27 protein-coding genes, 1 tRNA gene, 1 other RNA gene and 1 riboswitch are annotated in these 25453 nt (G+C 27.9%); of the genes, 21 read left to right on the forward strand and 8 right to left on the reverse strand.

Going from position 1 to position 25453, the window contains the following annotated elements; all coding sequences use genetic code 11:
* Positions 1-11: 11 nt before the first annotated feature.
* Positions 12-1022: a serine hydrolase gene (locus BN3265_RS03840; RefSeq protein ID WP_058990238.1), complete on the forward strand. Its 1011-nt coding sequence runs from the start codon at positions 12-14 to the stop codon at positions 1020-1022.
* 52 nt (positions 1023-1074) lie between these two features.
* Here the strand turns inward: BN3265_RS03840 and BN3265_RS03845 are convergent, their stop codons facing one another.
* Positions 1075-1629, reverse strand: a complete 555-nt coding sequence (locus BN3265_RS03845) for a hypothetical protein (RefSeq protein ID WP_058990239.1) — start codon at positions 1627-1629, stop codon at positions 1075-1077.
* 131 nt (positions 1630-1760) lie between these two features.
* Here BN3265_RS03845 and BN3265_RS03850 point away from each other — a divergent pair, with 131 nt between their 5' ends.
* From BN3265_RS03850 to BN3265_RS03895, 10 genes are all read left to right on the forward strand, one after another.
* Positions 1761-2498: a YwaF family protein gene (locus BN3265_RS03850; protein WP_058990240.1), complete on the forward strand. Its 738-nt coding sequence runs from the start codon at positions 1761-1763 to the stop codon at positions 2496-2498.
* A gap of 131 nt (positions 2499-2629) precedes the next feature.
* A complete protein-coding gene (gene sdaAB / locus BN3265_RS03855; protein WP_058990241.1) occupies positions 2630-3295 on the forward strand; it encodes an L-serine ammonia-lyase, iron-sulfur-dependent subunit beta in 666 nt (221 codons plus the stop codon).
* On the forward strand, positions 3295-4194 hold the full coding sequence (gene sdaAA / locus BN3265_RS03860) for an L-serine ammonia-lyase, iron-sulfur-dependent, subunit alpha (RefSeq protein WP_058990242.1): 900 nt from the start codon (positions 3295-3297) through the stop codon (positions 4192-4194). The genes sdaAB and sdaAA overlap by 1 nt, the downstream gene beginning before the upstream one ends.
* Positions 4195-4474: 280 nt before the next feature.
* On the forward strand, positions 4475-5161 hold the full coding sequence (gene gloB, locus BN3265_RS03865; protein ID WP_058990243.1) for a hydroxyacylglutathione hydrolase: 687 nt from the start codon (positions 4475-4477) through the stop codon (positions 5159-5161).
* 23 nt (positions 5162-5184) lie between these two features.
* A riboswitch (Fluoride riboswitch) is annotated at positions 5185-5257 on the forward strand.
* 45 nt (positions 5258-5302) lie between these two features.
* Positions 5303-6493 carry a cation:proton antiporter gene (locus BN3265_RS03870; protein ID WP_058990244.1) on the forward strand — a complete coding sequence of 397 codons (1191 nt, stop codon included), beginning with the start codon at positions 5303-5305 and terminating at the stop codon, positions 6491-6493.
* A gap of 52 nt (positions 6494-6545) precedes the next feature.
* The gene (locus BN3265_RS03875; protein ID WP_058990245.1) at positions 6546-7442 is read left to right on the forward strand and encodes an alpha/beta fold hydrolase; all 897 of its coding nucleotides are present in this window, start codon (positions 6546-6548) and stop codon (positions 7440-7442) included.
* Positions 7432-7713, forward strand: a complete 282-nt coding sequence (locus BN3265_RS03880; protein WP_058990246.1) for a DUF1294 domain-containing protein — start codon at positions 7432-7434, stop codon at positions 7711-7713. Before BN3265_RS03875 ends, BN3265_RS03880 begins: the two co-directional genes overlap by 11 nt.
* Positions 7714-7785: 72 nt before the next feature.
* Positions 7786-8313: an NUDIX hydrolase gene (locus BN3265_RS03885; RefSeq protein WP_058990247.1), complete on the forward strand. Its 528-nt coding sequence runs from the start codon at positions 7786-7788 to the stop codon at positions 8311-8313.
* A gap of 84 nt (positions 8314-8397) precedes the next feature.
* Positions 8398-9336: an L-lactate dehydrogenase gene (locus tag BN3265_RS03890; RefSeq protein WP_058990248.1), complete on the forward strand. Its 939-nt coding sequence runs from the start codon at positions 8398-8400 to the stop codon at positions 9334-9336.
* Between the two features lie 66 nt (positions 9337-9402).
* The gene (locus BN3265_RS03895; protein WP_058990249.1) at positions 9403-9708 is read left to right on the forward strand and encodes a DUF4298 domain-containing protein; all 306 of its coding nucleotides are present in this window, start codon (positions 9403-9405) and stop codon (positions 9706-9708) included.
* Positions 9709-9757: 49 nt separating this feature from the next.
* Here BN3265_RS03895 and BN3265_RS03900 read toward each other — a convergent pair whose 3' ends face one another.
* The 3 genes from BN3265_RS03900 to BN3265_RS03910 form a co-directional block, all read right to left on the reverse strand.
* Positions 9758-10501: an ECF transporter S component gene (locus BN3265_RS03900; protein WP_058990250.1), complete on the reverse strand. Its 744-nt coding sequence runs from the start codon at positions 10499-10501 to the stop codon at positions 9758-9760.
* 165 nt (positions 10502-10666) lie between these two features.
* Positions 10667-10742, reverse strand: a tRNA-Lys gene (locus BN3265_RS03905).
* Between the two features lie 59 nt (positions 10743-10801).
* A complete protein-coding gene (locus tag BN3265_RS03910; protein ID WP_058990251.1) occupies positions 10802-11698 on the reverse strand; it encodes a C39 family peptidase in 897 nt (298 codons plus the stop codon).
* A 153-nt stretch (positions 11699-11851) separates the two neighbouring features.
* Between BN3265_RS03910 and BN3265_RS03915 the strand changes: the two genes are divergently transcribed.
* Positions 11852-12352: a QueT transporter family protein gene (locus BN3265_RS03915; protein ID WP_058990252.1), complete on the forward strand. Its 501-nt coding sequence runs from the start codon at positions 11852-11854 to the stop codon at positions 12350-12352.
* A gap of 57 nt (positions 12353-12409) precedes the next feature.
* On the opposite strand, the gene BN3265_RS03920 is transcribed toward BN3265_RS03915, so the two are convergent.
* The 3 genes from BN3265_RS03920 to BN3265_RS03930 all read right to left on the reverse strand — a co-directional run bounded on the left by BN3265_RS03920 (position 12410) and on the right by BN3265_RS03930 (position 15719).
* Positions 12410-12832 carry an Asp23/Gls24 family envelope stress response protein gene (locus BN3265_RS03920; RefSeq protein ID WP_058990253.1) on the reverse strand — a complete coding sequence of 141 codons (423 nt, stop codon included), beginning with the start codon at positions 12830-12832 and terminating at the stop codon, positions 12410-12412.
* Between the two features lie 78 nt (positions 12833-12910).
* Entirely contained in the window at positions 12911-13180 is a 270-nt protein-coding gene (locus tag BN3265_RS03925) for a metal-sensing transcriptional repressor (protein ID WP_058990254.1), read from the reverse strand.
* A 1-nt stretch (position 13181) separates the two neighbouring features.
* On the reverse strand, positions 13182-15719 hold the full coding sequence (locus BN3265_RS03930; protein ID WP_058990255.1) for a heavy metal translocating P-type ATPase: 2538 nt from the start codon (positions 15717-15719) through the stop codon (positions 13182-13184).
* Positions 15720-15831: 112 nt separating this feature from the next.
* On the opposite strand from BN3265_RS03930, the gene BN3265_RS03935 reads away from it, so the two are divergent.
* A complete protein-coding gene (locus tag BN3265_RS03935) occupies positions 15832-16098 on the forward strand; it encodes an acylphosphatase (RefSeq protein ID WP_058990256.1) in 267 nt (88 codons plus the stop codon).
* Between the two features lie 102 nt (positions 16099-16200).
* Here the strand turns inward: BN3265_RS03935 and BN3265_RS09300 are convergent, their stop codons facing one another.
* Positions 16201-16542, reverse strand: a complete 342-nt coding sequence (locus BN3265_RS09300) for a phage holin family protein (protein ID WP_082664094.1) — start codon at positions 16540-16542, stop codon at positions 16201-16203.
* Positions 16543-16660: 118 nt separating this feature from the next.
* Here BN3265_RS09300 and BN3265_RS03945 point away from each other — a divergent pair, with 118 nt between their 5' ends.
* The 8 genes from BN3265_RS03945 (at position 16661) to rnpB (ending at position 25225) form a co-directional block, all read left to right on the forward strand.
* Positions 16661-17350 carry a DeoR/GlpR family DNA-binding transcription regulator gene (locus tag BN3265_RS03945; protein ID WP_058990258.1) on the forward strand — a complete coding sequence of 230 codons (690 nt, stop codon included), beginning with the start codon at positions 16661-16663 and terminating at the stop codon, positions 17348-17350.
* A complete protein-coding gene (gene pfkB / locus BN3265_RS03950; RefSeq protein ID WP_058990259.1) occupies positions 17347-18261 on the forward strand; it encodes a 1-phosphofructokinase in 915 nt (304 codons plus the stop codon). Before BN3265_RS03945 ends, pfkB begins: the two co-directional genes overlap by 4 nt.
* Positions 18262-18385: 124 nt before the next feature.
* The gene (locus BN3265_RS03955) at positions 18386-19759 is read left to right on the forward strand and encodes an aldehyde dehydrogenase family protein (RefSeq protein WP_058990260.1); all 1374 of its coding nucleotides are present in this window, start codon (positions 18386-18388) and stop codon (positions 19757-19759) included.
* A 102-nt stretch (positions 19760-19861) separates the two neighbouring features.
* Positions 19862-21532 (forward strand): DNA primase, encoded by a 1671-nt coding sequence (gene dnaG / locus BN3265_RS03960; protein ID WP_058990261.1) that lies wholly within the window; start codon positions 19862-19864, stop codon positions 21530-21532.
* A gap of 26 nt (positions 21533-21558) precedes the next feature.
* A complete protein-coding gene (gene rpoD / locus BN3265_RS03965; protein ID WP_082664095.1) occupies positions 21559-23409 on the forward strand; it encodes an RNA polymerase sigma factor RpoD in 1851 nt (616 codons plus the stop codon).
* A 1-nt stretch (position 23410) separates the two neighbouring features.
* Entirely contained in the window at positions 23411-24106 is a 696-nt protein-coding gene (locus BN3265_RS03970; RefSeq protein WP_058990262.1) for a tRNA (adenine(22)-N(1))-methyltransferase, read from the forward strand.
* Positions 24084-24851 carry a Nif3-like dinuclear metal center hexameric protein gene (locus BN3265_RS03975; protein WP_058990263.1) on the forward strand — a complete coding sequence of 256 codons (768 nt, stop codon included), beginning with the start codon at positions 24084-24086 and terminating at the stop codon, positions 24849-24851. The genes BN3265_RS03970 and BN3265_RS03975 overlap by 23 nt, the downstream gene beginning before the upstream one ends.
* Positions 24852-24889: 38 nt before the next feature.
* Positions 24890-25225: RNase P RNA component class A (rnpB, locus tag BN3265_RS09215), an RNA gene on the forward strand.
* Positions 25226-25453: the final 228 nt, after the last annotated feature.

Consider the following 25453-nt stretch of genomic DNA (forward strand, 5'->3'; position numbering starts at 1 on the left):
ATGGGGAAATTATGAAAAAAAACATAAAAATTATGACAAGTATTTTTTTAACTGTTTTTATTTCAACTTTTGCTTTTACTTTGAAATCTTCTAAGTCTGATAAATTATATAAAAGTAAGGCTGTAGTTGGGTTTAAATCTGATAAATATTTAAATGAGATTGAAAATTTGTATAAATCTGATAAGGACCTTGATGAAAATATTGTAAAAAATAAAACTAAAAAAACTAAAGAAGAAAAATCTTCAAAAAATGATGAAATTTCTAAGGAAATTGAAAAAATTATTGATGAAGAGTGTAAAAATTTGGAGGGGGATTGGCAGGTTTCTGTTGATTCTTTGAAGGGGAATTATAAAATTTCTATTTTTAAAAATTCTAATTCTAAAAAAGAGAGTCTACCTGCTGCTTCAACTATAAAAATTTTTATCGCCCTTGAGGCTTATAGGCAAGTTGAAGAGGGTGTTTTGGATGAAAAAATTGTTGAAAATGACATTTATTTGATGTTAAGAGATTCTAACAACGAGTCTACAAATAGGTTGATTGATTTGATTGGAAATAATGATATGGATTCAGCAAGTAAAAATGTTGGAGATACTATCAAAAAAATTACTGGAGAAAATGAAACTGGTCTTTATAGAAAAATGCTTCATGAAGGTAAGGAAAATCTTGCTAGAGCCAATGATTTGAATATGGGTCTTAGAGATATTTATTTTGGAAAATTTGTAAATAGAGATCATTCCAACAAAATTATGAAAGCTATGGCAGAAAATGATTCTACATCAAAGTTTAAATTATTAGGAAAATTGCCACAAGGTGCCAGAGGACTTTCAAAATCTGGTGAAATTCCAAATAAAGGTGTTGAAAATGACATTGCAATTATCGGCGTAGGAGATGAGGTTTTTGCTATTTCTTTTTTAAGTAAGTATCCGAATCCTGTAAGTCATGGTTCTGGTCCACAATTTGATGCCATGCAAAATCTTGGTCAAAGAATTACTGAGCTCTTTATAAAATATAATAAAAATTGAGAAAATCCCTTAAATTTATTTTTGATAATTTAAGGGATTTTTATCGTTTAAATTATTTTCTTAATAGTCTTTTTAACATCAATATAATTGAAATAGCCATCATAATTATTGCCAAAACTGTGAAGATTGTAAAAAATATTTTTATAGGTCCGTCAATTTTATCTATTAAAAAATTAGCTTTTCCAAGAAATTTTTTTATATAGGAAAAATATTCAAATGTATCAAGACCTTTAAAACCTCTAACTATATTTTTTATTAATCCAAGAGCAGGTTTTATTAAAACAAAGGAGATGATGTAGAAAATTAGAGAGAAGATATTTGCTCCAATCTCGATTGTATCAAAACCTTTGATATTTTTATTTATCAAACTTATAGCAAATAAAACAAGGCTTAAAGTTAAAAAAAGAAGAATTAAATAATATATATTTACAATTGATGATAAGTCTTTGGGTAAAGTTTTTAAATTTATTTTTCCTAAATCAGAAAAAGATCTAATCAAACTTGAAAATCGGGTTAAAAATATAAACGATAAGCCCAAAACTATAAATTTAAATATTAGACATAAGATTATACTTATATTTTTCAATTTTAGATTACTATTTTTCATTTTCTTCTCCTCTTAAAATAAATAAAATTCTTTAATATTATATTTAACCTAAATATAATTTTTTAAAACATTCAAATCATAGACGTAAATAAAAAATTATTATATAATGACAAGGAAATTAAGGAGTTTTAATGAAGGATTTTTTAAAGGTATTTTTTAGAAAAAAAGAAGACGGTTTTGTCTTTAATTCATATGGATTATTACATTTTTTCTTGTTTATTTTCATGATATTTATGGGAATTTTGATCTATAGGCATAGAAAAAATATTAGAGAAAATAAAAAATTGTATAAGATTATAAGAAATTCTTTTATATTTTTATTAGCTTTTCAACAGCTGAGTTTTTTATTTTTCCTATCATTTATAAGACATGACACAATCAGTGAGGCCCTTCCTCTTTATACTTGTAGGGTAAGTATTTATAGTGGATTTTTTGCCTTCTTACTTAATAATAGAAATTTAAAAATTTTAACTATTTTTTGGGGTTTGATTGGTGGTTTGATTGGAATGCTTTATCCAGACTTAAGTCCATATTCTTGGCCACACATAATGTATGTGAATTTCTTTTTGACCCATTATTTAGTTTTTTTGGTTTCCTTATTTTTTCTTTTTGTTGATGAGCTTAAGCTTAGTAAGGAAAATCTGAAATTTTTATTTATTTTTGTAAATATATTTTTGATAATTACTGAGATTGTTAATTTGAAATTTGGATTAAATTACGCTTACTTATCATACAGTCCGATTTTTACTGGTTTGTTAAAAAAATTACCAGGATATTTATATTTTGTTTTGGCAGCAATCTTATATAATTTATCGATTATTTTAAATTATTATATTTTTAAAAAATTTAATTTGATTGAAGTCAAGTGATTTTATTTTGTAAAATTTACAAAATAATTTTTCTTGGCTTTTATTTTTTTTATAAAAAGAGTAGGATAATATTAAGAAGTAAATTAATTATACTAACTATGCAAAGGTTTTTTTATACTAATGGAGGTATTATGAAAGAATATGGAGTTTTTGATATAATTGGACCAATTATGATAGGGCCATCCTCATCTCACACAGCGGGAGCTGCAAGAATTGGACAAGTTGCTATATCAATTGTAAAAGATGGTTTTACTAGGGTAGATTTTCATCTTCACGGATCATTTGCCCAAACTTACAAGGGACACGGAACTGATAAGGCGCTTCTTGCAGGAGTTTTGGGATTTAAACCAAATGATAAAAGACTTAGGGATTCTTTTAAAATCGCAGATGAAGAAGGCCTTGAATATCATTTTATAAAAGATGACTTGGGACCTGTACATCCAAATACTGCAAAAATTGTTTTTTATTATCCTGATGGAACCACTTCATCAGTTACCGGATCATCAATCGGTGGAGGAAATATAGAAATTATAGAAATTAACGACGTATCAATTTCTTATAATGGAAAATTCCCAACAATAATTTTAAGGTATAGGGAACAAAAGGGTGTAATTTATGAAGTAAGTAAACTTTTGGCAACCAATGATTATAATATTGAAAGTATGAAAACAGTAAAGGCTGATGATGAGGTTACTTTAATTGTAGAATTAAATGAAAAACTTGAAAAAAGTATAATTGAAGAAATTATTAATAATAAAAGATACGATTATGCAAATTATATAGAAGGGGTTAGATAATGTTTAGAAAAGCAGGAGAAGTTATAGAAGAATGTGAAAGAAGAGGTCTTCACATAAAAGATTTAGTTCTTGAAGAAGAATTAAAATCATCGCAAATTAATAAGGATGATATTTTATTTAATTTGACTGAAATGTTTAAGGTAATGGAAGAATCTGCAACAGGAAATTTAAATCATGAAACAAAAACTGCCATGGGAATGATTGATGGATTTGCCAAAAAAATGAATGCTTATTCGAAAGAAGGAAAATCTATTACAGGAAATTTTGTAACAGAAGCTATGGCTATGGCCTTTTCAACTCTTGAAATTAGTGCAGCTATGGGAGAAATTGTTGCAAGTCCAACAGCGGGCTCTTCTGGAATTTTGCCAGCAATTTTGTATTCTTTGAAAAAACGTGAAGGATTTTCTGATGAAAAAATGGTTGATGCCATGCTTACTGCAATTGGAATTGGAAAAATAATTGGTTATTATGGATCTTTTGCAGGCGCTGAGGGTGGATGTCAAGCCGAAACTGGATCGGGAGCGGCTATGGGAGCTGCTGCAGCATGTTTTCTTTATGATCAAAGCCCAGAAGTTTGTTTTCATGCAGCAAGTTTTGCTTTCTTACATGTTTTAGGATTAGTTTGTGATCCAATTGCAGGACTTGTAGAATATCCTTGTACATTTAGAAATGCATCGGGAGTTGTAAATGCCTTTATATCTGCAGATATGGCTATGGCAGGAATCACAAGTATTGTTCCATTTGATGAAGTTTGTAAGGCAGCTGGAGAAGTTGGAGCAACTTTACCAGAAGCTTTAAGAGAAACAGGAATTGGTGGAATAGCAGGAACAGAAACTGGAAGAAAAATAAGAAAGAAATTTTTCGCTCTTGGAAATGATGCTACAAAAGAAGATAAATAATAGGTTTTGTCTAGTAAAATGACGACAAAGTAAAATTTTAAGAATTTCGACCAGATAAATAACTGTCATTTTCTGTTGTTTATCACAATTTTAGTGTGAAACGAGTGGGGAAATCTAAGAAATTTCTCCACTTACTCTGGTCGGTCGAGATGAGTTAATGCGTAATTTTATTTTTAAACTCTTGATGAATTACTAAATTGATTTTTCTATGACTCTAGTAGGCTTTTGCCTACTTTTTTTATTTTAATTTTTGGGTATAAATCTTTTGAGAGGAGTTTTTATGAATATTAATTTTATTAGAGCTTTTGAAGATAACTATATTTGGACAATTGAAAAAGGAAAAAATGTAATTTTAGTTGATCCAGGCGAGGCAGGCCCTTGTTTTAAATATTTAGAAGATAAAAATTTATATGCTATTTTTTTGACCCACAAGCATATGGATCATGTTGGTGGAGTAAAAGAATTGAAGGAAAAATTTAAAGAAGCAATAGTTTATGGACCAAGTGAAACTGAAAATTTAAATGATAAAACTTTAAAAGATGAAGATGAGTTTGAAATTTTTGGATATAAGATTACAGTTTTAAAAACAAATGGCCATACTGAAGAGCATATTTCATATTTGGTTGAAAATAATTTATTTTGTGGAGATACAATTTTTTCTTCTGGTTGTGGCAGGGTATTTACAGGTGATTACCAAAGTTCTTTTGAATCTGTTCAAAAAATTAAAAATTTAAATAAGGAAACTTTGATTTATCCAGCCCACGAATATACTATTGATTGTATTGAATCATCAAAAAGAATTATTAAGGATAAAATAATGGATGATGCAATAATGGAGGCTAAAGAAAAAATTTCAAAGGGATTTCCTAGTCTTCCAACAAGTGTAGGAAAAGAATTTTTGATTAATCCATTTTTTATGGCAAAAGATTTAGATGAATTCAAGGAATTTATTAAAATTAAAAATTGACTAAAAATATAAAAAAATTTATAATACTTAAAGGGAATGAAGTTCTCCCTTAGATTTTTCTAAAACCGCGTTTATGCTGATGACTTCTGTAACTATTAGGGGACAGATTTCATCAGTTTTTTTGTCCCAAAAGGAGGGTTTATGTTAATATCACTTGGTCTAATTATTATTTTTGGACTTATCTTTGGCTTTTTATGTCAAAAATTAAAAATACCAGCTTTGATTGGTATGCTTTTTACAGGAATTATTTTGGGACCTCACGTCTTAAATTTAATTGATCCTAAAACTCTGTCGATTTCTGCTGAGCTTAGGCAAATTGCTTTGATTATTATTTTAATTAAGGCGGGACTTTCTTTGGATATTTCTGACTTGAAAAAGGCAGGAAAATCTGCAATATTGTTGTCATTTTTGCCAGCAAGTTTTGAAATATTAGCTTATTTTATTTTTGCAAGAATTTTTTTCAAAATTAGACCAATCGATGCACTTTTGATGGGATCAGTTCTTGCAGCAGTTTCGCCTGCAGTTGTAGTCCCTAGGATGGTAAAATTAATTGAAGAAAAAAGAGGAGTAAATAAATCAATACCCCAAATGATTCTTGCAGGTTCATCTTGTGATGATATATTTGTTCTTGTTTTATTTTCATCATTTTTGTCAATGGCAAAGGGGGAAGATGTAAGTTTAATAAATCTTTTTAATGTGCCGATTTCTATAATTTTGGGAATTTTGTTTGGATCTATTATTGGATATATTTTATACCTTGTTTTTGAGTATTTTTATAAAAAAGACGATATGATTAGAAACTCTACAAAAGTTATAATAATTCTTGCACTTTCTTTTTTGCTTGTTGCAATGGAAAATTTAATTAAGGAAAAAATTGCTTTTTCAGGACTTTTGGCTGTAATTGCTATGAGTTGTGTCTTTAAAATTAAGGCAAATGATGAAGTTTCTTCAAGACTTTCTGAAAAATTTGGGAAATTATGGATTTTTGCTGAAATTCTGTTATTTGTTTTGGTTGGAGCTGAAGTAAATATTTCCTATATATCAAAATTAGGATTTTTATCGGTAATAATGGTGTTTTTGGCTTTAATTATTAGATCTTGTGGAACTTTAATTTCAATTTCAGGGTCAAAGTTAAATAAAAAAGAAAAATTATTTACAGTTTTTTCTTACATGCCAAAGGCAACTGTCCAAGCAGCCATTGGAGCAGTTCCCCTTGCAAATGGACTTTCTAGTGGAGATATAATTTTATCAATGGCAGTTTTGGGGATATTGTTGACTGCCCCAATCGGAGCGATTTTTATTGATAATTTCTATAAAAAATTATTAGATTGATGAGGATAAATTTGATAAAATATCATTATATTATGGTTAATAGAGGAAAAAAATGAGTAAAATAGAATTTAAAAAAATAAAATTAGAAAATGGTGAAACCATGGCTTATAGACATGTGGGGTATGGAAAAAATAAACTTGTTTTAATTCACGGATTTCAATCATCTTCCCAATTTTTTGAAGATTTATTGGAAAGTCTTGGTGAAAATATTGAAGTTTTTGCACCAGATTTAATTGGTTATGGGGAAAGTTCTTATGAAAATAAACACAAGGAAATGAAAGACTGGGCGAAAGATTTGAAATATTTTATTGATGCTTTAAATATTGAAGATTTTTCTCTTGTTGGATGGTCTTTGGGTGGTCAGGTTGCTATGGATTTTGCAGGACTTTTTTCTGAAAAAATAAGACAATTAATTTTGATTTCATCTGTTGGGGTCAAAGGCTTTGTAATGCCGAAAGATAAGGAAGTAAATGATGAGAATAAAAAATTAAAACTTCCAAATTTTTTGAAAAATTTTAATATCAAACACGATCATTCTTTTACAGTTCCTATTTTAAATGGGATAAAGGATCATGATATTGATTTTTTCGAAGATTTATTTAGGCAAACTATTTATAATGTTAATGATCCAAACCCTGATGACTTAAGAAAAATGGCTGAAGATTTCTTGAAACAAAGGTGCTTTTTGGAGTCTCTTCTTGCTATGGTGACCTATAATAATACCAGTGAAAATGGAAGTGGCTTAATTGAAAAAATAAATAAAAAGGTCACTTGGATTCATGGTGACAAGGATATGGTTGTACCAATTGATGATGCCTATAAAAGCATAGAATATTTTCCAAACAAGGTAAATTTTATAAAATTTGAAAATTCAGGTCATGCTGTTTTTGTTGATGAAAAAGAAAAATTTATAGAAATTTTTGAAGATTTGATAAAAAATGAAAATTAAATTTTTAATACTATATTTTGTATGTGTTTCTATAATTTCAGTTTTTCTTGTAATTTATGATAAAATTGCTTCAAAAAAATTTAAAAGAAAAAGAATAAGAGAAAATATTCTTTTATTATTTGCCTTTATTGGGGGAGCATTTTTTATGTATATTTTTATGAAATTAATTCATCATAAGACTCGTCACAAAAAATTCATGATATCCCTTCCAATTTTTATAGTATTACATATTTTTCTTGGATTTTATTTTTTTAATAAAATTAGTTTTTAATTTGCGGCATTAAGATGCCGCTTTTAAATTTTAAAAATGGGTAAGTATATTTAAGAAATGAAGGAGAGAATAATGAAAGAATATGTAGATTTGTATGATAATTTTAGGAAAAAAACTGGAGATATAATAGAAAGAAGAGATATAGTACCAAGAGGTCTTTATAGGCTTATTATTCACGTTTTAATTTTTGATAAAAAAGGAAGGCTTTTGATTCAAAAAAGAACAAAATCTAAAAGATCTTGGCCAAATTTGTGGGATTTAACAGTTTCTGGAGCAGTTGCAAGTGGAGAAAGTTCTCAACTTGCAGCTTCAAGAGAATTGTCAGAGGAGCTTGGTATTAAATATGATTTTTCAAATGCTTATCCCAATATTTCGATTAATACGGGTTTTAGGATAGATGATGTTTATATAATAAAAAATAAAAATATTGATTTAAAAAAATTGAAATTACAAGAAGAGGAAGTAGCTGATGCAAAATTTGTAAGTAGGAAAGAATTGTTGAAAATAATTGATGAGAATGAATTTGTACCTTACCAAAAAGATTACATTAATTTATTATTTTATTTGAGAGATAATTCAAATTTATTTACAAATAATTAAGAATAATTATCATTTTCCTTCTTAAAAGAGTATAATAAAAAAGAATTCATAGCAAAAAACTAAGAATTAAATATAGGAGGAATAATGAAAGATAGTAAAATAATTTTAGTAGGTGATGGAGCTGTAGGAAGTTCTTTTGCTTATGCCTCTACAATTCTCGGTGTAGGAAGAGAATTGGGAATAATTGATATAAATGAAAAAAAAGCTGAGGGAGATGCAATGGATCTTTCCGATGTGCTTTCTTTTACAAACCCAAAGCAAATTTACAAGGCTAGTTATAATGATTGCAAAGATGCTGAAGTTGTTGTAATTACAGCTGGAATTCCACAAAAATCTGGGGAATCAAGGCTTGATTTAATAGAAAAAAATCTCAAAATTTTTAAAGATATGATTGGGAAAATTGTTGCAAGTGGTTTTGATGGAATATTTTTAGTAGCATCAAATCCTGTTGATATTTTAACATATGCAACTTGGAAATATTCAAAATTTCCAGCAAACAAGGTTATAGGAACCGGCACAACTCTTGATTCATCAAGATTTAAAAAAGAAATTGCAAATTTAATAGGAATTGATCCAAGAAGTGTTGAAGCTTTTATTATGGGTGAGCATGGAGATAGCGAATTTGCAGTTTGGTCACACACAAATGTTGGTGGAATGCCTTTGTACGAATGGGTAAAAACTCACAGTGATACTGATGAAAAAGAATTATTGGATACTTTTGATAAGGTGAAAAATGCAGCTTATGAAATAATTGACAAAAAAGGTGCAACATTTTATGGAATCGGAATGGCTCTTACAAGGATAGTTGAAGCCATAATAAATGATCAAAATTCTGTATTTTCAACTTCATCATACCTTGATGGGGAATATGGTTTAAATGATATTTATATTGGAGTTCCTTCAGTTATTGGAAAAGATGGAGTGAAATGGGTTTTGGAAGTTCCACTTACAGATACTGAAGATGAAAGAATGAAAGAAAGTGCTAAAACCTTAAAGGAAATAATTAAAAAATCCAACATATAAAATAATTTAAAATCTAAAAAATGGGTAGATATTTTAGGTGAAAATATCTAATAAAGGATGGAAAAAATGACAGATATTAAAAAAATCAAAGAAATGGAAGAAATTTTAAACAAAAATTCCAAAGCTGTAGAAGAATTTAGACAAGCTCTTGAAAAATTTAAGGAAAGTCAAAAAGATTACAAGAAACTTTCTGATTATTATTCTTCAAAAGAGTATATGGATGATCTTGAGAAATCAAACCAAGGAGAAATTGATCCTGAAATAAGTCAAGGAATATTTTCAGAAGATTTGGTTTATGATCTTCTTGGTGACAATTATTATTTGGCAGTAGATATGCTTGAACTTGCAACAGATATAATTAAGAATAATTAACTTTTAAATTTAAAATCCCTCAGCAAATTTTTTTGCCGAGGGATATTTTTTATTTTCTTCTTGCAGATACAGCTTTTACTATAGCAGAAACCAAAACTATTGACATAATTGCTTCTGGGAGTCCATTTGTTATAATTGCTCCGAAAATTGTGCTTCTTGCAGCTTCAACTGAAATTCCCAAGGCTGTTACATATTTTTCTGCATAAAACAAATAAATAAAGCCCATTACAAAAAGTGTATTAGTCATAGTTCCAACAAAAGATGCAATAGCAACTGAAAGATTTGAATTCTTATTTTTAAAAGTCAAATAAAGCATACAAATTGCAATAATTGTAATAAGTATTGAAATAACTATTTGATAAATTTTTGCTTGATGTCCTATGTTATAAAAAACCAAATATAGCAAAAATCCTGTTAAAATTGTCCATAAAATTAAGGAAACTTTTCTTATTTTTTCATTATTTTTGTCTTTTAATGCCAAAAATGTTAGTCCTGCAAAAATTCCTATTAAAATTCTTGGTAAGACTGAAATTATTGGATTATAAAATACAAATGAAATTGGACCAGGTCTAAGCATTGCATTTGCTATTGAAGATAGACCAAAGATAAAGCCAACAAGACCTCCAACAATTGGTCCTTCCAAAATTGCTGCAATAATTACTGGAATGTGCATAGTTGTTATGCTTATTAGGCCTAGGGGAATATATCCCATTGGAGTCAATCCTAAAACTATAGTGATTGCACCGAGCATAGCCACAGTTACCATCTTACGTGTTTTTTCTTTATTATTCATATTACCTCCTGATACGATTCATGTAGATATCGTTCATTACCATTAATATTATATAGGAAAAAAATGAAAATGTCTAAAAATTAACTAAGAAATTATAAATTCTAAAATTGTAAATAAAAAAAGTCTCCCCAAAATGATTAAATCATTTTGGGGAGACTTTAAAATTGGTGCGCCATCAGGGATTCGAACCCTGGACACCCTGATTAAGAGTCAGGTGCTCTACCAACTGAGCTAATGGCACTAACTTGCTGACTTATTAATAATACCATTTTAAAAATATTTTGTCAACAAGATTAAAAATTATTTATACATTAACCAAAGTTTTACAAATTGATCTTGTATATCTTTATATGGCCATTCGATTTTTGAATTTTTTATAGAATTTGGATCATTAATTAATAATTTATCATCCTTCATAGAATCAATTACCATAATATGACCACCAGTCGTAAAATATCCCTGTTTTACAGAAACAACTATTGGACCCTTTTTTAAAGCATTTTTTAAATCTTTTTCAGTATTTTCAATATCTTCAATTTTGACTTTATATTTATCAGCTTCAAATTCAAAAAAAGACCAATATACGCCATCTTCAGTCATATGATTTTTTGCATCTTGGGCTATTAATTTTGGATTTATTTTTTCATCATCAAAAAGTCTAGATAAAACCATGGCCATTGAAGTAGGACCACAACCTGCAATTCCTATATTATCGTCACCTATTAAATTATCATAAGCCCACCTATTATCCCACTGGAGATAGTAGGGGGTTTTTCTATGTAGATTAAGACTTTGCCCATCAAAAAAATTAAAATCTTTTTTATTATTGTGACAATTATAAACATAATCACAAGCATCGTCGTCATTTCCAACTAAAACTTTTTCTCCATAATTTAATTTATCAAAATTATCATAAATCCATTTTAATTTATTATTTCCAGAAGATTTTTCTTTTATATATGACTTTAATTCTTTTTCCTTGTTAGTTTTTATCCTTGCTTGGAAATATTCATCATTATCTATAATAGAAAGCATATTTGCCTTGGCATCTTTATCATAATTAACATATTTTTTTGTAATGTATTCAACATCTCTTAATGTATTTGAAAAATTTTCGTTTTTTATTCCACTGTTTTCTTTTTTTGAGCAAGATGTTAGTGGAAAAATTATTAATAAGATTAGTATAATTTTTTTCATATTTTCACCTTTTCTTATCAATAATTATATCAGAAAATAATAAAAAATTATAAGTATTTAGAATATTGAAACTTTATTTTTTAAAAAATTTTGTTATAATGATTAAAGGATGTTTACTTGGGACCCATCCAAAAAAATATCAAGGAGGTATATATGTCTAATCAAAGATATAATTTTAAGGATACAAATTTTTTAGTTAAGTCAGCTGCAATCGCAGCCCTTTATGCTGTAATTACTTTAATGTTCCCATCACTAGCATATGGGCCAATTCAATTGAGGTTTAGTGAAATATTAGTTTTATTGGTATTTTATAACAGAAGATTTATACCAGGACTTTTGTTGGGATGTTTTTTGGCTAATTTTGCTTCAGATATAGCAGTATTTGATGTGATTTTTGGAACTTTTGCTTCATTTTTGGCATTTTCCCTAATTATTAGACAAAAAAATTTATTTATAGCATCATTATTCCCAGTTTTATTTATGTTTATACCAGCTATAGGAACTTATTTTTTATTAGATTCATCAACTGCATTTATTATAATGCTTTTACAATTTATGATGAGTGAATTTATTGTTGTATCTATAATTGGTGTTTTAATTTTTAAAATTCTAGAAAAAAATACTGGTTTAATGAACATGATTAAAAGTTTTTAAAAAATAAAAAAAAAAGAGTGCATTTCGCACTCTTTAAATTTATATTTTTTAACTTTACTATTTGTCTTCTTCTTTATCTTTTGAATTTTTTTCTTCAAATTCTTCTTTTGTTAAAACGTCAACTATTTCTGCTTTTACAGCTTGTACGTTTATTCCTGTAAGTGTGAAAACTTCTTTTTTGATATTTCTATCTAATGAAGCGAAAACTTCTTGAGCTTTTTTACCATATTCAAGAATTATTTTTGTATTAACTACTGCATTTTTAGCGTCATCAACATCAATTGAGATTCCTGAAGTGTTTTCTCCATCTGTAAAGTTATCAGCTATTGATGAAAATACATTTTTCTTTAATTCCAAAACACCATCAGTTTTTACTAAAACTTTTTTTGCGATTTTTGCAATTACATTATCATTAATTGTATATTCACTTACTTCATTAGCGTATTCAGCTTGAATGTCTTTGTTTTCAATTTTATCCATAATTTTCTCCTTTAAATTTTTTAGTATTAACTACTTCCTACTTTACATAGTTACCCCAAAAATTGTTAAACAAACATCTTATTTGGATAATTTTTTTATAATTTTTTCAATCTCTTCAATTTTTTCTATTCCATCTTTGTTTTTTTCATCTAGGGCATGGTAGACACAGTGTTGGAGATGGGAGGAGAGGACATCTGAATTTATATTTTTTAAAATTGAAATTGATGCCATTAATTGATTTGAGATATCTATACAATACCTATCATCTTCTACCATTTTAATGAGCCCGTCAATTTGTCCTTTGACAGTTTTTAATTTTCTTAATGTTTTATCTTTATCAGCCTGCATTTTATTTATACTCTATACCTACAAACTCATATCCTGCATCATTTATTTTTTCTTTTATTTCTTCTTCATCAACTGATCCGAAAAAATCTACATTTGCAAGTTTTTCATCTAAATTTACTTCTGCATTTTCAATTCCTGCAATATTTTTCAAAACTTCTTCTACACGATTTTTGCAATGGTTGCAGCTCATATTATTTACTCTTACTATCATTTTGTTTAGTTCACTCATTTTTTTCTCCTTATTATTTTTTTCTTCTTCTAAAATTTCTTTTATTTTTTCTTCATTTTCAAAATCAGCCTTAAATCCTCTAAGTCTTAAAGAATTCAAACAAACAAATACTGATGATAAACTCATGGCAAAGGCACCAAACATTGGTGAAAGTTTCAATCCAAAAGTTGGATACAATAAACCAGCAGCAAGGGGAATTCCAATAACATTATAGAAAAAGGCCCAAAATAGATTTTCTTTTATTGTTTTTATGGTTGCTTTTGAAAGTTTTATGGCTGAAACAATATCTAAGATATTATTTTTTATTAAGATTACATCAGCTGATTCGATTGCAACATCAGTGCCATTTCCAATAGCCATGGAAACATCACTTCTTGCAAGGGCTGGTGCATCATTAATTCCATCTCCAACCATCAATACTTTTTTACCCTTATTTTGAAGTTTTTTAACTTCTTTTTCCTTATCTTGAGGCAAGACTTCTGCATATTTTTCATCAATATTTAATGATTTTCTTATAGCTTCAGCGGTTTTTTCATTATCTCCTGTTATCATCCTAACTTCATAGCCCATTTTTTTCATCTCATCTATTGCAATTTTTGACAAAGTTTTTGGCCTATCTTGGACAGCTACAATTCCTATTACATTTTTTTCGTCAGAAAAATACATGGAAGTTTTTCCTTCATTTGAAAATTTATCAGCAATTTTTTCATAAGAATTTAAGTTAATATTTTTATCTCTCATTAAAGAAATATTTCCACCAAAATAAATTTTATTTTTATATTTTGCCTTAATTCCCTTGCCGGAAATTGATTCGAATTCTTCAATTTTTTCTGCCCCTATATTTTTTTCCTTTGCAAATTCATTTATTGCATTTGATAGGGGATGTTCGCTATTATTTTCAATTGAGCTTATAATTTTTATAAATTCTTTTTCATCTATTTCTGTTTTAATGTCTGTAACTTTTGGTTTTCCTTCAGTAATTGTTCCAGTTTTATCAAGTAAAATTGTATCAACCTTGTGAAGATTTTCTAGACTTTCAGCATTTTTAAATAAAAGTCCAAACTGAGCACTTTTTCCAGTAGCAACCATAATTGCCATTGGAGTTGCAAGTCCTAAAGCGCAAGGGCAAGAAATAACCAAAACAGAAATTGCAAGGTTTAAAGAAAATTCAAATCCATATCCCAAAAACATCCAAGTTATAAATGTGAGTATTGAAATTATTATTACAGCTGGCACAAAAACTGCAGAAATTTTATCGGCAAGTTTTGCAATTGGGGCCTTTGTTTCATTAGCATCATTTACAAGCTCAATTATTTTAGAAAGGGTTGTATCTTCTCCAACTTTTGTAGCTTCAAAAACAAAAGATCCTTGTTTGTTTATAGTTGCAGAAATAACTTCATCGCCAACATTTTTATTTACTGGCATTGATTCGCCTGTTATTGCAGCTTCGTCTACAAGGGATGATCCTTCTTTTATAATCCCATCAACTGCTATTGATTCACCAGGACGAACTAAAATCAAATCTCCTTTTTTTAAATCTTCTACCAAAACTTCAACTTCTTGATTATTTTTCAAAACTCTTGCTTTTTTTGGAGCAAGATCCATCAAAGATTCCAAAGATTTTTTTGTTTGACCTTTAGATCTTTTTTCAAAATATTTTCCAAGAGTAATCAAGGTTAAAATCATAGCCGCAGATTCAAAATATAAATTATGCCTATAGTTTTCAACTATTTCAAGATCTCCAAAACCAAGGCCGTACGCCATTCTCATTATGGCAAAAATCCCATAAATAAGTCCTGCAAAAGATCCAAGACCAACCAAGGTATCCATGTTGGGAGCCTTATTAACTAATCCCTTGAAACCAGAAATATAAAAAATCCTATTTACAAAAATAATAGGAAGGGCCAACAAAAATTGCACAAAGGCAAAATTCACACTACCTTCAATTCCTGTCAAAAATTTTGGAAGGGGAAGAGAAATCATGTGGCCCATGGAAACATACATCAAAGGAATCATAAATAAAAACGAAATAATTAACCTATTTTTAACTTCAATTTCTTCATTAAAATTATTTTTTTTATTTTTATTTTTTTCCTTTTTATTATTTTTTGGACTTGCTCCATAGCCAATTTTTTCTACAGCTTCTATAATATCATTTTCAGAAATTTTTTCCTTGTCATAGGAAACATTCATAGTTTCTGAAACAAGATTTACATTTACATCATCTACACCTAATTTTCTTACAGCTTTTTCTACGTTTGCTTGGCAAGATGCACAAGTCATTCCAGTAACATCAAAGCGTTCTTTCATTTTACCTCCTTACTAACACCCTGTGGGGGTATATATCTCTATTATATTGCTTAATTAATTTTTGTAAAGGATAAAAATTATTTATGGGTAGAAAATAATCAAGGAGAAAAAAATGAAAAGATATAATATGATTTTTAAAGGAAGAGTTCAAGGGGTAGGTTTTAGGTATAAATCTTATATGATTGCAAACGAACTTGGACTTACAGGAGATGTTTATAATTTATATGATGGAGATGTTGAAGTAAATGTTCAAGGAAATCAAGAAAAAATAGATATTTTTTTGGATAGGTTGGCACACGATAGGTTTATTAGAATTGATGATATAAAAATAAAAGAAAAAGAAATAGAAAAAGATGAAAAAGAATTTAAATTATCATAAAAAATGGACATATGCAAAATTATTTTCTTTAAAAATTATAAGCTCTCTATAAATTTTTAGAGAGCTTGTAAAATTAAAGTAATAAATTTTTGCAAATGTCCATTATTTTTTATCAAAAAAGTTGCTTATTGCTGGATTTATTATTGCAAGAATTATTGATGCAAATAAAGCAGTCCAAAATGAATTGATGCTTGCTCCACTTGCAAGGTTAAATGTTATTTCTAAAACTATAGCATTTACAATAAAAGAAAATAAACCCAAAGTTAATATTGTCAATGGAAGAGATAATAATTTTAAAATTGGTTTAATTATTGCATTTACAAAAACCAATAATAAGGCAGTAATCAATAGAGCCTTTGTTTCAGTAAAAGAAATTCCTGAAAATAAGAAATCAAGTACGTACAAACTAATAGCATTTACTATCCATTCAACTAAAATTGCCACTTTATCACCTCCTTTTGTTTTTATAAATTTTACAAGAAAAGTAATTAAAATCAAATTTTTGAAAGAAAATGAAAGAAAATGATTGACTTTGATAGAAATACTATTATAATATTAGCAAATGATATTTGAAAAAAGAATTGAAATTATTTTAAATATTTTAAAAAAACAAAGGCAAATTTCTAATAAGTTTTTAATAACAAATCTTAATGTTAGTGAGTCCACTTTGAGAAGAGATTTAGATTATCTCGAAAAAAGGGGGTATATCAAAAGAGTTCATGGTGGAGCGATTCTTGCAAACATTGAATTTGAAGAAAAATCTTATGATAAAAATGTTGTTTCAAATATTGAAAGTAAAATAAAAATTGCCAAAAAGGCCTCAAGGGAAATTTTTGATAGTAAATATATTTATTTGGATGCAGGAACTACTGTACATCAAATTATAGATTACCTATCAAAAGATATTATTGTAGTTACAAATGGGATTATGCATTTGGAAAAACTCGCAAAAAATAATATTAAAACAATTTTTCTAGGTGGAAATATAAAAAGCAAGACAAATGTAGTAATCGGTGAGCAAGCTTTGGAAAATTTATTAAAGTATAGTTTTGACCTATGCTTTATCGGAGCAAATGGATACTGTGATGGGGAATTTACAACTCATGATCCAGATGAAGCAATAATTAAAAATACTGCAATAAAAAAATCAAAAAGATCAATAATTTTAATTGATAAGTCGAAATTTGGCAAAGTTTATTTTTCTAAAATATGTGATATAGAAGATGTAGATTTAATTACGGAGGATTTATGATTTATACACTTACTTTAAATCCATCTATTGATTATGTTCTAAGAATTGAAAAATTTGAAGATGGACAAACTATAAGAAGTAAAAGTGAAGAAAAATATCCAGGTGGAAAGGGAATAATGGTTTCCAAACTCTTAAAAAATCTTGGAGAAAAATCAATAAATATTGGATTTTTGGGAGGTTTTACTGGAGAATTTATTAAAAATAAATTAGAAAATTTAGGGATTGATGAAGAATTTACAAAAATTTCTGATGATTCTAGGATAAATGTAAAAATAAAATATGATAAAGAAACCGAAATTAATGCTCAAGGACCTGAGATTAAAGAAGAAGAGATTGAAGAGTTTTTAAATTATTTGGATAATCTTAAAGAAGATGATTTTGTTATAATTTCAGGATCAATCCCAAAATCTTTGGGAGATGATTTTTATAGGGTTATTGTTAATTTACTTGAAATGGAAAATGTAAGATTTGCCCTTGATACATCTGGCAAAAAACTATTTAATCTTTCATCCTACAAACCATTTTTGGTAAAGCCAAACAGGGATGAGCTTGGTGAAATTTTTGAGGATGAAATTGATAGTGATGAAAAAATTGTAAAGTATGCAAGAAAATTAATTGACCAAGGAGCAGAAAATGTAATTGTTTCTCTTGGAAAAGATGGGTCAATTTTTGTAGATAACAATATTGCATATAAGGCAAAACCAATTGAAGGAAAATTAATTAATTCTGTAGGAAGCGGAGATAGCATGGTTGCTGGATATATTTATGGATATATGAAGGGACTTTCAAAAGTTGATTCATATAAACTTGCTGTAGCTTGTGGAAGTGCAACAGCCTTTAGTCCAGATATTGCAGAAAAAGAATTGATTTATAAAATACTCGAGAAAGTTGAGGTTGAAGAATGGAAATAAAAGATTTATTAAAAAGAAAATTATAAATCAATAAACTTAATTTTAAAATATTCACCAGCTTAATTTTAAGTTGGTGTTTTTTATTTGGGAAAAATTGGGTATAGGAAGAAAAAGAGAGGTAAATATGAAAACATTAGAAAAAGTTATTGAAGAGCAAAAAATATTTTTTAATACGGGCTTAACCAATACAGAAGATTTTAGAAAAAAAGCCTTGATAAATTTAAAAAAATCTATAAATAAAAATAAGAATGAAATTTTACATGCTTTAAAAATGGATTTAAATAAATCAGCAACAGAAGCTTATTTTTCTGAAATTGCAGGTGCTCACTCAGAAATAGATTTTGCTTTAAAAAATTTATCTGAATGGATGAAAGATAAAAGAGAGATTACAAATATGGAAGCTATGCCTGGAAAATCCTTTACAAGATATGAACCTTTGGGTATAACTCTTGTGATTTCTCCTTGGAATTATCCGTTTTTGTTGGCGATTAACCCAATAATAAATGCAATAGCAAGTGGAAATACAGTAATTTTGAAAACTTCAAGAAAGGCAGTTTACACTTCGAAAATTCTAAAAAAAATTTTGGATAAAAATTTTGATAGGTCTTTTATTTATTGCGTTGACAATGAAAAAATAAGCCATGACGAGCTTTTATCTTATAAGTATGACCATATATTTTTTACAGGTTCTTCGAAAGTTGGAAGAACTATAATGAAAAAAGCAAGTGAAAATTTGACCAAAGTTACTCTTGAACTTGGTGGCAAATCTCCTTGTATAGTTGATGAGACTGCAAATTTGAAATTTGCTGCAAAAAGAATTATTTGGGGAAAACTTTTAAACAGCGGCCAAACTTGTGTGGCTCCAGATTATTTATTGGTCCACAAGGATGTGAAAAATGAACTTCTAAGACTAATGAAGCAAGCTATATTTGAATTTTTTGGTGATAGGGCTTTAGAAAATCCTGATTATCCAAGAATAATTGACAAAAAAGCTTTAGATAGGCTTGTTTATTTGATGGAAGGACAAGATATTTATACGGGAGGACTTTATAATTCTAAAACTTTAAAAATTGAGCCAACCATAATTAATAATGTAGATTTTTCAAATAAAATTATGGAGGAGGAAATTTTTGGGCCAATTCTTCCTGTTATTGAATATGAAGATATTTTTGAAATAATTAAAAAATTACAAAAAATGGACAAGCCACTTTCTATGTATATTTTTAGCGAAGACCAAGACCATATTGATAGACTTACCTATGATTTGTCATCTGGTGGAGTTTGTATTAATGATACAATCATGCATTTAACAAATCCTAATATAGAATTTGGAGGAGTTGGAGAAAGTGGAATGGGAGGATATCATGGGAAATTTGGCTTTATGAATTTTTCAAATAGGAAATCTATAATGCTTAGGTCAAATAATATCGATATAAAAATAAAATATCCTCCATATTCAAAAGGTCAAGAAAAAATAATCAAAAAAATTTTTAAATGAGAATCCTAATTTTTTAGGATTTTTATTTTTTGCTTTTTATTTTAATTTATTGAAGAAAAATTTTACAAAAGTATAATAGGGTTTATATCAAGGGGTGGTTTAATGGTGTTTATATCTGATGAGAAAAAAAATCAAATTTTAGAAAATTCAGATATTGTGGCAATTATTGGAGATTATGTAGATTTAAAAAAATCTGGTAACTCTTATAAGGGTTTGTGTCCTTTTCACAACGAAAAGACACCATCCTTTACAGTTGATGACAAGAAACAATTATTTCATTGCTTCGGTTGTGGCGAAGGCGGTGATGTTGTTTCTTTTATTATGCACAAAGAAGGACTTTCCTATATAGATGCCATGAAGTATTTGGCAAATAAGGCTGGCATAAAACTTGATGATTCAAAATCTTCAAAGGAAAATAAAATTTTAAATAGGTATTATGATATTAACAAAGATATTATGATGTATTTTTACAAAAATTTATTGACTGATAAGACCGGACAAATTTATTTAAAAAATAGGGGCTTTAGGTCAAATATTGTAAATACTTTTATGTTAGGTTATGCCAAAAATTCTTGGGATGACTTATTAAATTATGTAAAAAAGAAAGATTATCTGCTGGATGATATTGAAAATTTGGGTTTAATAAAAAAATCTCAAAACGGAAAATATTATGATAAGTACAGAAATAGGTTGATTTTTCCTATTATAAATCACTATGGAAAAGTGATTGGCTTTGGTGGAAGGAGCATAGATTCTACCATGCCAAAATATTTAAATTCACCTGAAAGTAAGGTTTTTAAAAAAAGATACAACCTTTATGGTTTAAATATTTTTAAAAAACAGGCAAGTAAGGATATTATTTTGGTTGAAGGTTATATGGATGTAATTGGTCTAAATAACCAAGGAATCGATCAAGCTGTGGCAAGTCTTGGAACAAGTCTTACAAATGATCAAGCAAAACTTTTGAAAAGATACGCCAAAAATGTTTATATTTGCTATGACGAGGACAATGCTGGAATTAAAGCAACTGATAGGGCAATCGAAATACTTTTAGATGAAGGAATAAAACCAAATATAATTTCCCTTGAAAAAGGTCTTGATCCAGATGATTTTGTAAAAAAATATGGCAAAGATGCCTTTATTAAAAAAATGGATGAGGCTAGTGATGTTTATAATTACAAGTACAATAAAATTCTTGACTTGTATGCAAAAAGCAAGGATAATGAGAAATTTGAAAAATTAAATTTATTTATCGAATTTTTGGCATCTATTAAGTCAGATCTTACTAGAGAAATTTTTATAAATAATGTTAGCAAACTCTTTAATATAGATAAGGCTACTTTAAAAGAATCCGTCTTAAAGTATAATGATAACTACAAAAAGACTTATAAAAATAATAAAGATAATTTTTCAAACGATAATAATTTTAAAAATTTTCACCAAAAACAAAAAATAATTGTTGAAAGAAAAAATTATGAAATTCCAATTAATGAACTTGAAACCCTAAGATTATATCTTAATCAAAGAGATGATTACAAGGAATTTGAAGATTTTTTCGATCAAGCATTGGTTGATGATAGATTAAAAGAAGTAAAAGCATATATTGATAAAAATGGTTTTGATAGGATAAGTGAAAATTTTTCAAATGATTATCAATTTATAATAGATTATATTAAAAACAAGTCGAATAAAATATTAGCTTATGAATTGAAAGAAAAAATTAATCTTGAAAATAGAAGAAAACTTTTGGAAAAGTTGAAAAATAAAGACTAATCACTTCAAAGCTGGAGGGGAGACTTATGACAAGTGATAACGAGAAAATGCTAGAGGATGATCTTCTACGAGAAATTATAGATGAATTTAAATCTATAAGTGAATCTCAAGAAGGTGTTGTAACATACAAACAAGTTTACACTTTTGAGAGTTTTAAAGAAATGGAAGATGAAAGCAAAAAATATGTTATAGGCCAAATTATATCCAATGGAATAGAGATTGTTGAAGAACAAAGAACTGTCTTGGACGAAGACGAAGATATAGAGGAAGATGAAGAAATAATAGATGATTTAGAAGATGAGGACGAGGATTTTTCTGACGAAAAACTTGAAGATCACATGAAAAAAGTGACTAGTAAGCAAAGGTTAGAAAGAAAGATTATTCAAGAAGATACCATTACAGGTCTTAAATTGGACGATCCAGTAAAAATGTATTTGAAAGAAATTGGTAAGGTAAAGCTTTTGGATGCTCATGAAGAAATATTTTTGGCTAAAAAAATGGAGCTTGGAGATATTGCTTTCAGGAGTAAAAGCGGCAAAAAACTCACCAAACAAAATAAAATAAAACTAGCCTTGGATATTTTTTATGGTGATGTTTCCCTAACCATACTTGGAGCAAATCAATTAATTTTAGAAAATAAAGAATTTGATGAGGAAACAAAGACAAATCTTCTTTCTTTAATAGAAATTGGTCATCAATTTGAAAATATGTTAAATCAAGAGTTAACAGAAGACCAATTGGAAGCTATAAGGTCCAAAATTTTAATTTGTGATATAGCCCAAAAATCTATAGCAGACAAAGAATTAAGTGAAAAAGAAGCAAATATTTTGTGCGATTTGTTTGATAATTTTGGAAATCTGGTTGCAACTAAGGAATCCGATGATATTGTTTCATTAATTTATTTGGCTTTTTCAGATCTTTATAAAAAGGGCGCGGAAAATGAAATTCTAAAAACTAATGACAAATTATTAATAAATGATTTAATTAATTTTTCTAATAAGGCTAAACAAGTTTATGAATATAAGCCTTTATCAGAATCTAGTGTAAGAGATTTGGAAAGATTTGCAAAAACAAAAAATCTTTGCAATAAAATTTTTGAAGACCATGGCTTTGATGCTGAAGATATAAAAGTATTAAATAGGGCGATTTTTGATGCAAATAGGGCAAAACAAAAATTGGCTGAAACAAACTTAAGGCTTGTTGTATCAATTGCAAAAAAATATGTAGGCCGTGGAATGAGCTTTTTAGATTTGATCCAAGAAGGAAATATGGGTCTTATGAAGGCTGTAGATAAATACGACTATAATAGAGGATTTAAATTTTCAACCTATGCAACTTGGTGGATAAGACAAGCTATAACAAGAGCAATAGCCGACCAAGCAAGAACAATAAGAATTCCTGTTCATATGGTTGAAACTATAAATAAATTAGTTAGAATTCAAAGACAATTAGTTCAAGATTTAGGAAGAGATCCTTCAAATGAAGAAATTGCTGAGCAAATGGGAATTGAAGTTGAGAAAGTTCAAGAAATTAGAAAAATTGCCCAAGAACCTGTAAGCTTAGAAACACCAATAGGTGAAGAAGAAGATAGTCATTTGGGAGATTTTATTGAAGATGATACAGCTATAAATCCAGATGATGCAGCAAACTATTCAATGTTAAGAGACCAATTAAATGACGTTTTATCTTGTCTTGGAGCAAGAGAGAAAAGAGTTTTGCAATTAAGATTTGGATTAATTGATGGAACTCCAAGAACTCTTGAAGAAGTTGGAAAAGAATTTGACGTAACACGTGAAAGAATTAGACAAATAGAAGCAAAGGCACTAAGAAAATTAAAATCGCCTAATAAGAGTGAATTATTGAAAGACTTTTTATAAAATGAAAATTACTAAAAGATTAGAAAAAATTGCAAATCTAGTCGAAGAAGGTAAAAGCGTAATTGATATAGGGACTGATCATGGATTGGTCCCTTTATATTTAGCAAAAAATGAAATATCTAAAGATATACTAGCAACAGATATCTCAAAAAAAAGCCTTCAAAAGCTAGAAGATAAATTAGATGAAAATTTAAAAAAAATAATAAAAACCAAAGTTTGTGATGGTTTAGACAAGGTAGAAGTAAAAGAAAATCAAATTGCAATAATCGCAGGTATGGGCGCTGTCACAATAATTGAAATTTTAAATAAAAATATTGAAAAAGTGAGAAAACTTGATTATGTAATTTGTGAAGGAAATATAGGAAATGAAAAACTCAGAAAATTTTTAAATGAAAATAATTTTTATATTGATAAAGATTTTCTTATTAAAGATGGTAGGAAACACTACGATATAATAAGATTTAAAAATGGAAAAGATAGGAAACTATCCTTGGGTGAAATTTATTTTGGGAAATTTATATATCAAGATGAGAACCCTTTATTAAAGAAAAGACTAGAGCAAATTTATAGAAAAAATTTAAAATTTAAAGAAAACATAGAAAAATTTTCTGAAAATAAAGAAGGACTCGACTTAATTGAAGAAAGACTAAAAGCAATTAAAGAGGTGAAAAATTATGAAGATAAAAGATATAGTTAATTTTTTGGAAGAAAAATTTCCTTTAGACATACAGGAAGATTGGGATAATTCAGGTCTTCAAATTGGAAATTTAGAAAACAACCTTAAAAATATAATGATTTCCTTGGATCTTGATGATCAAACAATTGAAAAAGCTAAAGAAAAATCTTGTAATTTAATAATAAATCATCATCCTTTTATTTTTTCTCCAATAAAATCTCTTGATTTTAGAAAAAATTACAACAAAAAAATAGAAAAATTAATAAAAAATGATATAAGTGTATATGCCATGCACACAAATTTAGACATTGGAGCTGGTGGGGTTAATGATAATTTAGCAAAAATATTAGAGCTTAAAAAAATTTCCAATCTTGATACAGAAAATGAGACACCAATGGCTAGATTTGGTTTTGTTGACGAAATATCTTCAGCTGATTTTGCAGAATATGTAAAAGAAAAATTAAAGTGCAAGGGCCTGATACTTTATGGAAATAAAGATAAAAAAATTAAAAAAGTTGCACTTTGCGGAGGAGCTGGGAGTGAATTTATTAAAGATGCAATTGATAAAAACTGTGATTTAATTCTTACAAGCGATGTTAAATACCACGATGCTTTGGACAATTGTAAAGATATAAATATTATAGATCCAGGACATTTTGCAAGTGAAAACCATGTTATTTATATGATTGAAAATTTATTAGAAAATAATTTTGCAACTGGAATCTACACATATTCTCAAGAAGATTCTTTTAGAGAATTTTTCTAAATCTTTACAAAATAAAAAAAAGTGATAAAATATTTAATGGAGTAAATTGAATAATCGCGTCAAGTACGAGGAAAGTCCGTGCACCACAGAGTAAGGATGCTAGATAACGTCTAGTAAGGGTGACCTTCAGGCAAGTGCAAAAGAAAGTATACCGCCAAAATTTTTTGGTAAGGGTGGAACGGTGAGGTAAGAGCTCACCAGATAATTAGTGATAATTATGCTGTGTAAACCCCATCCGGTGCAAGAACAAAAGGGACATTAGGATTTCTACTCGAAACGGTCCAGTATGGTAGTTCGCTTGAGCTAATTGGTGACAATTAGCCTAGATAGATGATTATTTTTAACAGAACACGGCTTACAGATTTACTCTTAATTTTTAATTTGACTATCCATTTTTATATGGGTAGTTTTTTTATTGTTACAATTCATAAAAAAATTTAAAATAAGTTACGAAAATAAATTTATTTTTTAAAATATTTATATAAATTGGGTTTATACAAGTGTTTTCACAAATTAATATAAAAAATATAGGGAAAAGTGTAATTTTTTTGTAACTTATTATTGACTATTTTGTTAAAAAGATATATCATTAGTTTAGATTT

Origin of the sequence: Anaerococcus rubeinfantis, from assembly GCF_001487145.1 — a bacterium.
GTDB classification, from domain to species: domain Bacteria; phylum Bacillota; class Clostridia; order Tissierellales; family Peptoniphilaceae; genus Anaerococcus; species Anaerococcus rubeinfantis.

Coding starts and splice junctions, on each gene's coding strand:
- BN3265_RS03840 (WP_058990238.1), top strand. CDS start 12: ATGAAAAAAAACATAAAAATTATGACAAGTATTTTTTTAACTGTTTTT.
- BN3265_RS03845 (WP_058990239.1), bottom strand. CDS start 1,629: ATGAAAAATAGTAATCTAAAATTGAAAAATATAAGTATAATCTTATGT.
- BN3265_RS03850 (WP_058990240.1), top strand. CDS start 1,761: ATGAAGGATTTTTTAAAGGTATTTTTTAGAAAAAAAGAAGACGGTTTT.
- sdaAB (WP_058990241.1), top strand. CDS start 2,630: ATGAAAGAATATGGAGTTTTTGATATAATTGGACCAATTATGATAGGG.
- sdaAA (WP_058990242.1), top strand. CDS start 3,295: ATGTTTAGAAAAGCAGGAGAAGTTATAGAAGAATGTGAAAGAAGAGGT.
- gloB (WP_058990243.1), top strand. CDS start 4,475: ATGAATATTAATTTTATTAGAGCTTTTGAAGATAACTATATTTGGACA.
- BN3265_RS03870 (WP_058990244.1), top strand. CDS start 5,303: ATGTTAATATCACTTGGTCTAATTATTATTTTTGGACTTATCTTTGGC.
- BN3265_RS03875 (WP_058990245.1), top strand. CDS start 6,546: ATGAGTAAAATAGAATTTAAAAAAATAAAATTAGAAAATGGTGAAACC.
- BN3265_RS03880 (WP_058990246.1), top strand. CDS start 7,432: ATGAAAATTAAATTTTTAATACTATATTTTGTATGTGTTTCTATAATT.
- BN3265_RS03885 (WP_058990247.1), top strand. CDS start 7,786: ATGAAAGAATATGTAGATTTGTATGATAATTTTAGGAAAAAAACTGGA.
- BN3265_RS03890 (WP_058990248.1), top strand. CDS start 8,398: ATGAAAGATAGTAAAATAATTTTAGTAGGTGATGGAGCTGTAGGAAGT.
- BN3265_RS03895 (WP_058990249.1), top strand. CDS start 9,403: ATGACAGATATTAAAAAAATCAAAGAAATGGAAGAAATTTTAAACAAA.
- BN3265_RS03900 (WP_058990250.1), bottom strand. CDS start 10,501: ATGAATAATAAAGAAAAAACACGTAAGATGGTAACTGTGGCTATGCTC.
- BN3265_RS03910 (WP_058990251.1), bottom strand. CDS start 11,698: ATGAAAAAAATTATACTAATCTTATTAATAATTTTTCCACTAACATCT.
- BN3265_RS03915 (WP_058990252.1), top strand. CDS start 11,852: ATGTCTAATCAAAGATATAATTTTAAGGATACAAATTTTTTAGTTAAG.
- BN3265_RS03920 (WP_058990253.1), bottom strand. CDS start 12,832: ATGGATAAAATTGAAAACAAAGACATTCAAGCTGAATACGCTAATGAA.
- BN3265_RS03925 (WP_058990254.1), bottom strand. CDS start 13,180: ATGCAGGCTGATAAAGATAAAACATTAAGAAAATTAAAAACTGTCAAA.
- BN3265_RS03930 (WP_058990255.1), bottom strand. CDS start 15,719: ATGAAAGAACGCTTTGATGTTACTGGAATGACTTGTGCATCTTGCCAA.
- BN3265_RS03935 (WP_058990256.1), top strand. CDS start 15,832: ATGAAAAGATATAATATGATTTTTAAAGGAAGAGTTCAAGGGGTAGGT.
- BN3265_RS03945 (WP_058990258.1), top strand. CDS start 16,661: ATGATATTTGAAAAAAGAATTGAAATTATTTTAAATATTTTAAAAAAA.
- pfkB (WP_058990259.1), top strand. CDS start 17,347: ATGATTTATACACTTACTTTAAATCCATCTATTGATTATGTTCTAAGA.
- BN3265_RS03955 (WP_058990260.1), top strand. CDS start 18,386: ATGAAAACATTAGAAAAAGTTATTGAAGAGCAAAAAATATTTTTTAAT.
- dnaG (WP_058990261.1), top strand. CDS start 19,862: ATGGTGTTTATATCTGATGAGAAAAAAAATCAAATTTTAGAAAATTCA.
- rpoD (WP_082664095.1), top strand. CDS start 21,559: ATGACAAGTGATAACGAGAAAATGCTAGAGGATGATCTTCTACGAGAA.
- BN3265_RS03970 (WP_058990262.1), top strand. CDS start 23,411: ATGAAAATTACTAAAAGATTAGAAAAAATTGCAAATCTAGTCGAAGAA.
- BN3265_RS03975 (WP_058990263.1), top strand. CDS start 24,084: ATGAAGATAAAAGATATAGTTAATTTTTTGGAAGAAAAATTTCCTTTA.